The following is an 11,932-nucleotide window of genomic DNA, read 5'->3' as shown; positions in this document are numbered from 1 at the left end:
GTTCGTCCTGAGCCAGGATCAAACTCTCCAATAAAGTTGAGTTGAATCGTTAGCATTCTTTAAAGAAAAGGAATTGCTAGGCTCGTTCAACGCGTTCGCTGTTCAGTTTTCAAGGAGCATTTTGAGTTGCCCAGCCGCCCGGAGGCGACTTTTTTAATATACCACGTTGTTTGCTCAAAAATCAAGTGGTATTTTTTTGCGCCGTCGCTGTTTTGCTTGATTCAGCAGCGACGATTGTTAATATAGCACAAACAAAACAAACAAGTCAATAGCATTTAAAAAATTTACTTCAATGAAAGATAGCCGATTTCACTGCCCACACCGTCCTTGCTGCCGCAAGGGACTTCCAGCACAAGTGTACGCTGGACCAGCTTCTCCAGCAAAATCTCCAGCTCCATCCCGCTGTTGGCGATCAGCGGATGTTCCAGCAGCTCGGCCAACGTCCACGCCCCCTGCTTGCTCCCCATGAGCTCCAGGAGAAAGTGGACGGACTCCCTCAATTTCGAGGAAAGGAAAAACTCGATCGGCAGGAGCAGCAGCTCCATGCGCTTATCCAGCGCTTCATCGTTGACTACCAGCTCTTCGTACAGCTTGCAGACCGCAGGGTCCAGCCGTTTGACCTGACTCCACAACTCCGGAGCCGGCTGTTCACCCTCTGCGAACGCGATCCATCTCGCCCAGGCTTGCAGCGTTTTAATCAACGCCAGATAGGCGTCCAGCGGCATGCCCAGCTGGAGAAAGTCTCTGGTCTCCTGAAAATAACGAAGCATGCGCGAGTACTCCCGGCACAGCATCCGCTTTTGCAGCGAGTCGGACAACCGCCTCAACCGCTGAATCAACTGGATTGTATGGTCGTCCTTGGCCCAGACCAATTCCGCCCGCTCCATCCAGGTGGCCATCTGCTCACCCAGACCGTGAACCGCGCTCTTTTCCAGCTCCCAAGCGCTGATGTGCCGCTCGACCACCAACCGGTCAGACAGCCGGTACTGTTTGACGCTCCCGTTTCCGGCAGCCTGCATGATTACGAGGAGGTACAGGGGGTCCGCCTGAAACGGAGGGATTTTCAAATGGTCCGGCATGATCAACACCGCTTGAACGTCCCGCCGCCGCTGCAGCAGTTTCAGATGAGTCTGGCAGTCTTCAGCCGGCGACCATTCAGTCACGATTTCCCCCTCCTCTTCCCGCAGTTTGAACTTATGGATTCTACAAGGCTTGTCCGTTTCCTGCTTGTCAACAGACAAAACCTTTCTATGCTATACTGGGAACAGGAGGAATGATAATGAAGAAAACTGACCGCCTGAGCAAGATCAAACGCATGCGTACCTGGGGCAACTGGAGCATGGGGATCGGCATCCTGCTGATGTATTCCGGGTATGCGTTTTTTGCCGGCTATCTGGACTTTATTCCGTTCTTTGGCACATGGTTGAAGGGTTCCTACGCGTTTATGACGCTCCTGTTGGTCATCGGCTTTTTGTTGACGATGGGCAGCACCGTCATGTTCATGATTTCCGGGATGGTGTCCATGTCCGCTCCCCAAGTGGAATGCCCCTCGTGCAAAAAAGTGACGAAAATGCTGGGAAAAAAAGACGCCTGTATGTTTTGCGGGCAGCCTCTCCTGCTCGAGGACGAACAGCCGCAGCAAAACCAGACCTGACGGGAAACAAAAAATCCACCTGCAGCCGATTGGCGCAAGGTGGATTTTTTCCTTGGTCACATGTCATTGCGGCCGGAAAGCCGCGCGCGAAATCACCGTGTATCACTTTCGATTCAGCCCGTCATTGATCGCCTTCCAGATCTCGGGCTGTTCGAAGCCGCGCCGCCACGAAGCGATGCCGGCCAGATTGTACTTGTGCACAAGGGCGACCCGCTTTTGCATGGAGGTGACGTCTTCCAGCCACATCTTGTAGACAGCTCCATCGGCAGGGTCCTCATAGCGGACAAACAATTGTCCGGAATCTTCGTCAAGCGTGGGAGTCAGCTTGCGCTCTTTTATCCATTCTGAGGCCCCGGCCATCGACAGCGCTTTGGATGTGACCTTGACGCTGCCGTCCGGCTGCTTCGTCTCTTTCCACAGCCGGGTGTAAAACGGCACACCCAGCAGCAGCTTCTCGGCGGGCACCTCTTCCAGAACACCCTGCAGTCCTCTCTCCGTCCACGGCAAGGAAGCGACAGAGCCCGCTATCGGACTGGACGCCCAGTGCTCGTCATACGTCATGACCGCGATGTAGTCCACGACCTCGGCCAGTTTCGCCCGGTCGTAAAAACGGGACCATCGGTCGCTGGACGACTTGATCGTGACGTCCATGGACACGGCCAGTCCCAGCTCGTGCAGGTACGGCGTCATCTCACGGACGAATTGGACAAGTCGCTCCTTGTCCTCTACATAGACGTTTTCAAAATCGATGTTGATGCCGTCCAGATCGTACAGATGAGCGTAGTGCACGATCTGCGCAATCAGGTTTTCCCGCTTGTTGTAGCTGCCCAAAACGGACTGGGTCCAATCGGGGTTAAACCCGTTTGTCACCACCCCCCAGACCTGGTACCCGCGCTGGTGGGCCCACTGCACGTACCCGGGGTCCGCCTTGTTGAGCAGCGTGCCGTTGCCGTCCTTCAGCTCAAACCAGGTAGGGGAGACGACGTTCACCCCCGGCATCGGACCAATGTTGGCAACGGCGGGATTGCGGTTGACCACGTGTTCCCAGGTCAAATTGATCTTTGTACCCTCCGGCTTCCACACGGTCGGCTGTTCCCGGCCGGGCTGGTCGAGACTGACTTTGCGCACCTCGGTCAGCGATACCGCCGATGTCGGCAGGTAGCCCGTAATCCCTTTGGAGGACAATACGCGGTACCACTTTTCCGATTCGCCCAAAATATCGACGGCCTCGCCATTGGACAGCTCAGCCACATAGGGGGAACGGTGCGTCGGCTCCAGGCGCAGGCGGACCGGCTCATCCCCGTTGACGACGCTCCCCTGCTGCACGGTGTACCCTTCCTTTTCCACCCGCAGCACCCCGGTGTCGGGATCGCGGCTGAACGAGACGCGGTACAGCTTTTCCAGCGGCTCCAGCGGAATGAAGCGGGTGCCGTTTACTTCCTTGACGGGCACCTGCAGGGAAACGGGCCGTTTGTTCAGGTACGCGACCAGTTCCCCGCTCTGCATGCGCAGCACCTTGTCCTTCGTGGTCACGATCACCGATCGGGTAGGCTCGTCCCAATAGATCGCAGGATCGAGATGTTCCTTGAGAAATTCAAACGGCAGCAGCACCTGCTCCGCTTCAAAGAGATACTTCTTGTCGTACAGGCCGCCCTGCCAAACGATTGCCTGACGGCTGCCTCCATACGGTTCGACATGTTCGTTGGACGGTTTGATGAAAAACCAGTACGCCGCCGCGGCAATCGCCGCCAGCAGCAGAAGGATCGGGGTCACGCGCTTTCTCTTTCGCTTGCGCTTGAAACGAGGGCGAGGGCCCAATTGCACTTCCAGACTCACAGATTTGCTCTCCTTGCACACGGTCCGCCTGCCAGAAAAGACAGGCATCCCGGTCGTTTCCGCTTTTTTTTGATCATAGGGCATTGTCGGTCGATTCACAACCTTTTGGCTGGAGGGACATGTTGGGAAACGTGCCCCTGTCAGAAAGACGAATCAGACGAAAAAAGGTTACACCAACAAAAAACACCCTCTCTCCAACAGGAACAGCCGGTTGAAGCAGAAGGTGTTGTTCCGGGGCGCACGCGGTTCAATCAATGAGCTTTCTTTTGGCACTCTTCGCACACGCCGTAAATCTCCATGCGGTGACCGGTCACGCGGAATCCGACCGACTCGGCAGCCGCTTCCTCCACATCCTGCAGGTACGGGAAGTGAAAATCGCGGATGGCTCCACACTTCGTACAGATGGCGTGGTAATGGTCTTCCTCCACGTTGGCGTCAAAGCGGCTGGACGCGTCCCCGTAGGTCAGCTCGCGAACCAGACCCGCCTCCTTGAACACGCGTAAATTGTTGTAAACCGTCGCCACGCTCATGTTGGGAAACTTGCCTTCCAAAGCCTTGTATATCTCGTCAGCCGTCGGATGCGACATGCTGTCCAACAGATAGGAGAGAATGGCATGACGCTGAGGTGTCATACGTACCCCGGTACTTTTCAGGATTTCAACAGCCTTTTCCACTCGCTGTGACATTGAGTTACACCTCACAGTCTTATGCAAGCCAAACAAACAAGCGTTGCTTGTTTGTGATTGATTAGAATTACTTTAAATAAGTGTACGTCTATTCTTCGAACGCTGTCAATATCCATTCCGCTGAAAACGGGAATGTCCGGAGCCGTTCCCCGTCATTTGGCCGCGGTCCGCTTGGTCGTTTTCTGTTTCGCTGCCGTGGATGGAGTCCGCGATTTTTTCGCCTCTGCCTGGGCATATCTGCACATCTCCCGCAGCGGACAGACGTCGCACTTGGGATTGCGCGCGGCACACACCCGACGTCCGTGCCAGATCAGCCAGTGATGGGCGTCGGACCACTTCTCTCGCGGAATCCGCTTCATCAACTGCCGCTCCACTTCGTCCACGTTGTCGCTTTTCGCCAGGCCAAGCCGGTTGGCGACGCGGAAGACGTGCGTATCGACTGCGATCGCTGGCACGCCAAAAGCGTTGGAGAGGACGACGTTGGCTGTCTTGCGCCCGACACCCGGCAGCGCCTCCAGCTCCGCATGGGTTTGCGGCACTTCGCCGTTGTACTTCTCGTAGAGGATGCGACAGGTCTCCAGGATGTTCTTACTTTTATTCTTATACAACCCCAGCCCTTTTATATGCTCTTCCAGCTCTTCTTGCGTCAAATGGATGAAATGCTCCGGCTTGTTGAATTTTTGAAACAGGGGGCCGGTGATTTCATTTACCCGTTTGTCCGTGCACTGCGCAGAGAGAATCGTGGCAATCAAGAGTTCGAACGGCGTCGTGTAGTTCAGCTCGCAATGAGCGTCCGGGTACATTTGATAGAGGGTATCGAGAATTTGGTCGACTGGTACTTTTCGTTGCGCCATAGGTATGTCCCCCTTTCCTCTTCATTATACGTCCGCCGTCAACCAGTCGTCCTGTACGCCTGAAGCTGCTGCAGGTCATGGCAGGGATGTAAGCCCTGGCGTCGAATACGATTTGGAAGAATGTTACACCGGGAAGGTGACGCTGATGAAGGTATTTCTCACGGGTGCAACCGGTTTTGTGGGAAAAGGCGTGCTGTCCAGGCTGACGGCATCCGGTCACGAGGTCACCTGTCTGGTCCGTCCCGGCTCGGAGGCGAAGCTGGCGCAGGCGGACACAGCGCATGTCACGATGGCCCCGGGAGACTTGTTCGACCCGGATTCGCTCCGGCGGGCGATGGAAGGCGCTGAAGCGGTGATTCATCTCGTCGGCATTATCCGGGAACAGCCGAAAGCGGGCGTGACGTTTTCCCGCATCCACGTCGAAGGCACGCGGAATGTGCTGCAAGCGGCCGCACAAAGCGGCGTCCGCCGATTCGTCCACATGAGTGCGCTGGGAGCGCGAGCCGGTGCTGCCAGCGCGTATCACCGCACCAAGCACGAAGCCGAGGAACTGGTCAAAGCGAGCGGCATTCCCTACGTGATCTTTCAACCATCGGTCATCTTCGGCCCGGGCGACGAGTTTGTGAACATGCTGGCCAATTTGGTCAGGCTTCCCGTCACCCCTGTCATCGGCGACGGTTCCTACCCGCTGCAGCCTGTTGCCCGCGAGACGGTAGCCGACGTGTTTGAACAGGCGCTGACACGGGAGAGCGTTACAGGCCAAACGTTTGAAGTGGGAGGTCCGACCCCTCTCAGCTACGCCGAGATTTTGGACGTCATCGGAGAGGTAATCGGCAAGCGGCACGTCCGCAAGCTGCACATACCGGTGGGGCTGATGAAGCCGGTTGTCTCGCTGATGGAAGGCTTCTCCTTTTTCCCGATAACCCATACGCAGCTCACCATGCTGCTGGAGGGCAACGCCTGCTCCGACACCGACGTCCTGTACAGCGCGTTTGATACGCCCAAGATCCCGTTTCGGGAAGGAATTGCCCGGTATGTACGATGACCAGATTACCCCTGAAAGTTTCATCAGGGGTTTTTAGCATTTAGCGTATCTCCAGGATGCCTTTGCCGCCGCGGTAGGCGTGCAGGAGACGAACTTCGCCAACGTCAGCGAAGCCGTACCGGCGGTAAAGGCGCGCGACGTGATCATTGATCGGGAAGACCAAAAGCCGGCTGCCGCCCTCCTCCAAAAACCGCTCCTGGGCATGGCGCAGCAAATGGCCGATCAAGCCGCGGCCGCGAAATGCGGGCAGGGTAGCCACGTTTTCCACCCGCATGTACTCCCCGGCGCGAAGCAGGCAAAGCGTGCTGGCCGGTTCGCCGTTGACGCGCAGCAGGTAATGCGAAAAATCGGGATGGGCAAACTCCCTGGCAAACGCCTTCTCCCTGACTTCTCGTCCGCCCAATTCCGGAATCGACTCGACGGTGAGGCAATCGTCGTAGTTGGCCGCCGTCACCGGTTCGATCACAATCCCTTCCATCGGCCGAGCCTCAGCCAATTCCCCCTGCCACAACTGCATGGGCGAAGGCAGGGATTCCATTTGAAAGCCGTGCCGTTCCAACGCCGCAATCAGCGGCTCTTTGTCCCCCTGTTCGTACACGTATATACGGGGAATGATGCCGCGCTCTGAAAAAAACGAGATGGTCTCACGGACAATCGCTTCCGCCTCAGCTTCCCCGGTGACCGGCCGGGACACATGGGCGTGATTGGCATCGTAGTGCATGGGATTTGCTTCATTCACAAACAACATCCCCCAGGAACGGACCTCCATTCGGGAAAACGCCCGCTTGTACGCAATGTCCGTCTGTTCCGTTATCGACAAAATTGCAGCCTGTGAGAAGACAGTCACCTTTGCTCACCCGCCTTACGTGTCATGTTCGAAAAACGGCAGACAGTGCAGCAGATAACCGATTTGCTGCGACACGCTCCATTTCCGGTGTGTTTAACGTCAGCAGCGAAACTGCCGTAAAAAGGGGCGATCGTCTAAACGTCTGCCGATCCGACGGGATGCTCAAATCACGCTGATAACCTTTTAAAAAATTGCGATTTTTCTGTCTGAAAGGGAAGACATCATGATCCGCCATGCCCCTGATTGCTCTCTCACCAGTTCAGACATATAGCCGGACCGGCCGCTCCTGTTCACTGAGCGGCCGGCGACTGATCCGGCGACTGATCCTTTGCACTTGCAGAACACAAGCTGCCCGGGTGCTGACAGTCCTGCTGCCTTCTATCTGCTGTTGCACTAAGTACAACGCAGTCAGTCTGTTCCCTGTTCGTGCAGATGCTGCTCCGCTTGGCCCGTATTTCGGTTGACCCAGCGGGCGACGACAAACAGGTAATCGGAGAGTCGGTTCAAATACTTGACCACCGCAGCATTCAGCTGCTCCTGACTGCTGACCAGCACCGCCTTGCGCTCCGCTCTCCTCACTACCGTCCTCGCCACGTGAAAAGCGGCCGCAGCAGGGTGACCGCCGGGCAGGATAAAATTGGAGAGCGGCGGCAGAGTCGCGTCAAGCTTGTCGATCTGTTCCTCCAAAAACTGAACATCCTCGTCACGAATCGGCCAGCCCACCGTTTTTCCTTCCGGCGTCGCCAGCTCTGCACCGATGTGGAAGAGCTTGGTCTGCACGATGTGAAACACGCCCCGCAGTTCGTTCCATGCTTCCCCGTCAGGAAGCAGCGACAGCGCCAGTCCAATGGCGGAGTTGGCCTCGTCGCACGTGCCGTAGGCCTCCACGCGGTCAGCGTGCTTGGGAACGCGCACGCCGGATACCAGAGACGTTTCCCCTTTGTCACCCGACTTGGTATAGATTTTCACAAACAGCCCCCCATTCCCGTTATTTCCCTGGAAATCGACAAAAACACGCGGCTTTTTGAATGCACCGCCGTTTTACATGGCTTCGGCGACCACAATCAGCTCGGTGCTGGAGGCGTCAAACGGCGCCTTGGCAAACGAGCCGAACCGCTGCGTCACTTTCAATCCATTAAGCCGAAGCAGGTGGTGCAGCTCAGCCGGAAAGATGTAGCGCAGTGTAAAGCGGCCCGTCACCCGCTCAGTCACCACTCCTTCCGGGGAGATCCGCTCGTAGGTCCGGGTCACTTCGGCCAACTGCTGAAAGTGGTCGTAGCGAGTGTAATCCCACATCGCGACCTCTTCGCCCGACTCCAGCCGATAAACCCCGCGCAAGGACATTTTTTCGCTCTCTTCGTAAAGATGAGCGATTTTCGGGACAAATACGTTCATCACGAACTTCCCGCCCGGTGCCAGGTGACGGCGGATACAGGAGAGGGCCTTCATCTGCTCCTGGATATGCAGCAGGTGCAAAAACGAGCGAAACGGAATCATGATCAGCGGAAAGGTTTTGCCCAGATCAAATGCCCGCATGTCTCCCTGCACAAATGTAAGCCGTCCCGATACTCCGCGCTCGTCCGCCTTCTTTTGGGCCCGCTCCAGCATTTCCGCCGACAGGTCCAACCCGGTAACGCTCACCCCCGCCTCTGCCAACGGAATGGCAATGCGTCCGGTACCGCAGGCGAGATCCAGCACCTCACCCCCGGCAGCGCGGGCCATCTCCAGGTAAAATTCGACGTCCCCCGGCAGACCGCGCTGCGTCAGATCGTAATACTGCGTCCAACGATAGATCTCACTCATCATCTCTTCACCTACGCCTGCATGACTTCCGATTCGAGGTAGGCCAGCAACAGTTTGGCCGTGTTTTCCAGTGCCTCCTTGTGCGTCCGCTCGTGGGAGTGGGACGCGTCCACGCCAGGCCCGATCAACCCGTGCACGATGTCGTATCCGGCACGAAGCGCGGCGCTGGCGTCGGAGCCGTAGTACGGGTATATGTCCACCTGGTAGTTCAACCCATGCGCTTCAGCCAGCTTCACCAGGTGCTTGCGCAGTCCATAGTGGTACGGACCGGACGAATCTTTGGCACAGATGGAGACGCAGTACTCGTCCGTGGTCTGTCCTTCGCCGATCGCCCCCATGTCCACCGCCAGATACTCCACTACCCGTTCCGGGACGCTCGCATTGCCGCCGTAGCCTATCTCCTCGTTGTTGCTGAAGAGGAAATGGGTCGTGTACGGCAGTGTGGCTCCGCTCTCCCGCAAGTGTTTCAGCACGCCAAACAGGATGGCCACGCTGGCCTTGTCGTCGATGTGGCGGGATTTGATAAACCCGTTCTCGGTAACAGTCACCCGCGGATCAAACGAAACAAAATCACCGACGCGAATGCCCAGCGCCAGCACGTCTTCCTCGTTTTTTACCTTTTCGTCCAGCCGCACTTCCATGGTTTCCTCGGTGCGCTCCATTTTGCCTGCTTCCCGGCCGTAGACATGGACCGACGCCTTGGTCGAGAGGATCGTGCCGGTAATGATCCGGCCGCTGTCCGTCTCGATCATGCAGTGCTCACCTTCCACGGCGTTCCACGCGAACCCGCCAATCAAGTCCAGTTTCAGCCGGCCGTTTTCCTTGATCTCTTTTACCATTGCGCCCAGCGTGTCCACATGGGCCGTCAGCAGTCGTTGCTTGTCGTCGTTTCTGCCAGGCAGGGTGGCCAGCACCGCTCCCTTGTTGGTGCGAACATAGTCGATGCCCAATCGGCTCAATTCTGCTTCGATCAGGGCCATTACTTTGGCGGTATTGCCGGTCGGACTGGGCGTGTTGGCCAGGCGGCAAAACATCTCCACCATGTAGTCGGTCGATACGGTCATCGTATTTCCTCCAATGTCTTGCATCATGATGCGTGTAGTATCCTTGAATGAAAAAGCCTTCCTCGCGTGAGCAGGCGCGACAGAGGGGCTAATGTTATTGCTGCTGCAGTTGCTCAATCGTTTGCAGCACTTCCTCGACGTGCCCCTTCACTTTTACCTTGGGCCACACCTTGACGATCGTGCCTTCCGGGTCGATGAGAAATGTAGAGCGTTCAATGCCCATGTATTCCCGGCCGTACATCTTTTTCAGCACCCAGACGCCGTACGCCTCCGCCACCTGATGATCCGGGTCGGCCAGCAGCGGAAACGGCAGCTCGTGCTTGGCAACGAACTTGTCATGCGATTTGACATCGTCGGGGCTGATGCCGAGCACCACCGTGTTCAGCTCGGCAAACTTCGGGTGATAGTCGCGAAAATCGCACGCTTCCGTCGTGCAGCCCGGGGTCATGTCCTTGGGATAAAAGTACAACACTACGTATTGACCGCGAAAATCCCGAAGAGAAATCGTCCGATTGCCGTTCGCCTGCAGGGTAAAATCAGGCGCCGCTTGTCCTACTGCTACCATCATGAAATCCCTACTTTCCGTTTCAATTTTTATTGACGCGTTTGTCTCATTTTACCACAAAGCGCAGATCCACTTCATCTGCTCGCACGTTGCGTATTTGGGAGGAAGACGATAAAATGGAAGGATAGGAAAATTGTCAAAAATAAAGAATTATAAAATTTGGCGTAGTAGCTGGATGGTGAATCAATCATGAAGGAGTTTTTTCAGGTAACCGAGCCGGATGCCCTTAAATCTCTTGCCATACCGGAGCGCGTAAAGATTTTGGAACTGTTTGAAGACCTGGAGCCCCGCACGGCGAAGCAGATCGCGACCGAACTGGGCGAAAACGCCGCTCGCCTGCATTACCACGTGAAGGAGCTGGTCCGCGTCGGTCTTTTGGAACAGGTGGACACCCGGGTCAAAGGCTCGATCGTGGAGAAGTACTATCAGCCTGTGGCCAAGGTGATCCAGGTCAAACTGCAGCTGATGATCGAAGAAAACGCACAGCAGTTGAGCGACATCATGTTTACGCCGTTCCGCACCACGGAGCAGGATTTGATGCGGACACTCAACCGGTTTGTGGCCAGCGATGTGGACGTGCGCAAAGAGTACAAGGACACGTTCGCGTTCAATTTAACTGAATTTTATTTAAATCAGGAAGAACGAAATCAGCTGGTGGACGAGATCAGCGAACTGCTGCAAAAGTACAAGGGGCTGAAAAATGAAAACGGCCGCCGCAAATTCAAGTTCTTTGACGTGCTGTTTCCGCTGATGCCGCCCGATCCGGCCGAAGACGAGGGCGACGGGGTTGAGGACAGCGACGAATAACCGCTTTGCCTGACGCATAGGAATGACTGTCACGCTGACACACGAACATCATGTTTGCGCGATGGTTTTCGCCCATGTTTGATGGCAAGGAGGTTGGCAATGCGCACCATCCTGTTTGATTTTGACGGCACCGTCGCAGATACGCTGCCGCTGATTTTCACCGCGTTTCGCTCGACGTTTCAGCAGTATCTCCACCGCCACTACACAGACGAGGAGATCCTCGCCATGTTCGGACCGACGGAGACTGACATTCTGCAGGCGATGATTCCGCCAGAACAGCTGGAACAGGCTCTCGACCACTTTTTCCGGGTCTATGCGGAAGGACACCGGCACGTGCACAATCCAGCGGAAATCGCGCTGATGCTGGACCGGCTGCGCGAGGCCGGCTTCGTCATGGGCATTGTCACCGGAAAAGGGCGGCGCAGCGCCGACATTTCCCTGCAGGCGTGGGGGCTGGACCGCTATTTTGACGTGGTCATCACTGGCGACGACGTGTCACGGCCAAAGCCCGATCCCGAAGGCATTCTGTCGGCAATGAAACAACTGGGAGCACGCGCCGAACAAACGCTGTACGTGGGAGACAGCGATGCCGATGTACTTGCGGGACGGGCCGCATCCCTGGTCACGGTCGGCGTGGATTGGCTGCCAGTCACACAAAAAGCGGGCTGCTTCCAGCCCGAACCGGATTACCTGTTTACAGACCCCGGGTCCTTTACAGATTGGGTCCTGGGTAATGAAAAAGCGGGCACCCGATAGACACGGGTGCCCTTT

The 11,932-nt window shown here is 56.4% G+C and carries 13 protein-coding genes; 4 read left to right on the top strand and 9 right to left on the bottom strand.

Annotated features, from left to right (window positions below; translation table 11 throughout):
- Nucleotides 1–284: 284 nt before the first annotated feature.
- Nucleotides 285–1,163, bottom strand: a complete 879-nt coding sequence (locus tag KDN35_RS10545; protein WP_230077807.1) for a hypothetical protein — start codon at nt 1,161–1,163, stop codon at nt 285–287.
- Between the two features lie 116 nt (nt 1,164–1,279).
- Between KDN35_RS10545 and KDN35_RS10540 the strand changes: the two genes are divergently transcribed.
- On the top strand, nt 1,280–1,654 hold the full coding sequence (locus KDN35_RS10540; RefSeq protein ID WP_171565026.1) for a DUF2614 family zinc ribbon-containing protein: 375 nt from the start codon (nt 1,280–1,282) through the stop codon (nt 1,652–1,654).
- Between the two features lie 102 nt (nt 1,655–1,756).
- Here KDN35_RS10540 and KDN35_RS10535 read toward each other — a convergent pair whose 3' ends face one another.
- From KDN35_RS10535 to nth, 3 genes are all read right to left on the bottom strand, one after another.
- Nucleotides 1,757–3,490 carry a glycosyl hydrolase family 18 protein gene (locus KDN35_RS10535; RefSeq protein WP_349290970.1) on the bottom strand — a complete coding sequence of 578 codons (1,734 nt, stop codon included), beginning with the start codon at nt 3,488–3,490 and terminating at the stop codon, nt 1,757–1,759.
- Nucleotides 3,491–3,741: 251 nt separating this feature from the next.
- Nucleotides 3,742–4,176, bottom strand: a complete 435-nt coding sequence (gene perR / locus KDN35_RS10530; protein ID WP_212132677.1) for a peroxide-responsive transcriptional repressor PerR — start codon at nt 4,174–4,176, stop codon at nt 3,742–3,744.
- A 152-nt stretch (nt 4,177–4,328) separates the two neighbouring features.
- Nucleotides 4,329–5,030: an endonuclease III gene (gene nth / locus KDN35_RS10525; RefSeq protein ID WP_212132676.1), complete on the bottom strand. Its 702-nt coding sequence runs from the start codon at nt 5,028–5,030 to the stop codon at nt 4,329–4,331.
- A 145-nt stretch (nt 5,031–5,175) separates the two neighbouring features.
- Here nth and KDN35_RS10520 point away from each other — a divergent pair, with 145 nt between their 5' ends.
- Complete coding sequence (locus tag KDN35_RS10520) at nt 5,176–6,075, top strand: complex I NDUFA9 subunit family protein (RefSeq protein ID WP_212132675.1); 900 nt, start codon at nt 5,176–5,178, stop codon at nt 6,073–6,075.
- Nucleotides 6,076–6,115: 40 nt separating this feature from the next.
- Here KDN35_RS10520 and KDN35_RS20200 read toward each other — a convergent pair whose 3' ends face one another.
- The 5 genes from KDN35_RS20200 to bcp all read right to left on the bottom strand — a co-directional run bounded on the left by KDN35_RS20200 (nt 6,116) and on the right by bcp (nt 10,354).
- Nucleotides 6,116–6,814 carry a GNAT family N-acetyltransferase gene (locus KDN35_RS20200; protein ID WP_212132674.1) on the bottom strand — a complete coding sequence of 233 codons (699 nt, stop codon included), beginning with the start codon at nt 6,812–6,814 and terminating at the stop codon, nt 6,116–6,118.
- Nucleotides 6,815–7,330: 516 nt separating this feature from the next.
- Complete coding sequence (locus KDN35_RS10510) at nt 7,331–7,891, bottom strand: cob(I)yrinic acid a,c-diamide adenosyltransferase (RefSeq protein WP_171565032.1); 561 nt, start codon at nt 7,889–7,891, stop codon at nt 7,331–7,333.
- Between the two features lie 72 nt (nt 7,892–7,963).
- Nucleotides 7,964–8,725: a class I SAM-dependent methyltransferase gene (locus KDN35_RS10505; RefSeq protein ID WP_171565033.1), complete on the bottom strand. Its 762-nt coding sequence runs from the start codon at nt 8,723–8,725 to the stop codon at nt 7,964–7,966.
- Nucleotides 8,726–8,736: 11 nt separating this feature from the next.
- Nucleotides 8,737–9,789, bottom strand: a complete 1,053-nt coding sequence (locus tag KDN35_RS10500; protein WP_212132673.1) for a M42 family metallopeptidase — start codon at nt 9,787–9,789, stop codon at nt 8,737–8,739.
- A 94-nt stretch (nt 9,790–9,883) separates the two neighbouring features.
- On the bottom strand, nt 9,884–10,354 hold the full coding sequence (bcp, locus tag KDN35_RS10495) for a thioredoxin-dependent thiol peroxidase (RefSeq protein WP_171565284.1): 471 nt from the start codon (nt 10,352–10,354) through the stop codon (nt 9,884–9,886).
- Nucleotides 10,355–10,543: 189 nt separating this feature from the next.
- Here bcp and KDN35_RS10490 point away from each other — a divergent pair, with 189 nt between their 5' ends.
- A complete protein-coding gene (locus KDN35_RS10490; RefSeq protein ID WP_171565035.1) occupies nt 10,544–11,161 on the top strand; it encodes a winged helix-turn-helix domain-containing protein in 618 nt (205 codons plus the stop codon).
- Nucleotides 11,162–11,260: 99 nt separating this feature from the next.
- Nucleotides 11,261–11,917 carry an HAD family hydrolase gene (locus KDN35_RS10485; protein WP_212132672.1) on the top strand — a complete coding sequence of 219 codons (657 nt, stop codon included), beginning with the start codon at nt 11,261–11,263 and terminating at the stop codon, nt 11,915–11,917.
- Nucleotides 11,918–11,932: the final 15 nt, after the last annotated feature.

The organism is Brevibacillus sp. NL20B1, assembly GCF_018195675.1.
Classification (GTDB): Bacteria; Bacillota; Bacilli; order Brevibacillales; family Brevibacillaceae; genus Brevibacillus; species Brevibacillus aydinogluensis.
This window is presented reverse-complemented; position numbering and strand designations above follow the sequence as displayed.

Coding starts and splice junctions, on each gene's coding strand:
- perR (WP_212132677.1), bottom strand. CDS start 4,176: ATGTCACAGCGAGTGGAAAAGGCTGTTGAAATCCTGAAAAGTACCGGG.
- KDN35_RS10520 (WP_212132675.1), top strand. CDS start 5,176: ATGAAGGTATTTCTCACGGGTGCAACCGGTTTTGTGGGAAAAGGCGTG.
- KDN35_RS10505 (WP_171565033.1), bottom strand. CDS start 8,725: ATGAGTGAGATCTATCGTTGGACGCAGTATTACGATCTGACGCAGCGC.
- KDN35_RS10540 (WP_171565026.1), top strand. CDS start 1,280: ATGAAGAAAACTGACCGCCTGAGCAAGATCAAACGCATGCGTACCTGG.
- KDN35_RS10500 (WP_212132673.1), bottom strand. CDS start 9,789: ATGACCGTATCGACCGACTACATGGTGGAGATGTTTTGCCGCCTGGCC.
- bcp (WP_171565284.1), bottom strand. CDS start 10,354: ATGGTAGCAGTAGGACAAGCGGCGCCTGATTTTACCCTGCAGGCGAAC.
- KDN35_RS10485 (WP_212132672.1), top strand. CDS start 11,261: ATGCGCACCATCCTGTTTGATTTTGACGGCACCGTCGCAGATACGCTG.
- nth (WP_212132676.1), bottom strand. CDS start 5,030: ATGGCGCAACGAAAAGTACCAGTCGACCAAATTCTCGATACCCTCTAT.
- KDN35_RS10490 (WP_171565035.1), top strand. CDS start 10,544: ATGAAGGAGTTTTTTCAGGTAACCGAGCCGGATGCCCTTAAATCTCTT.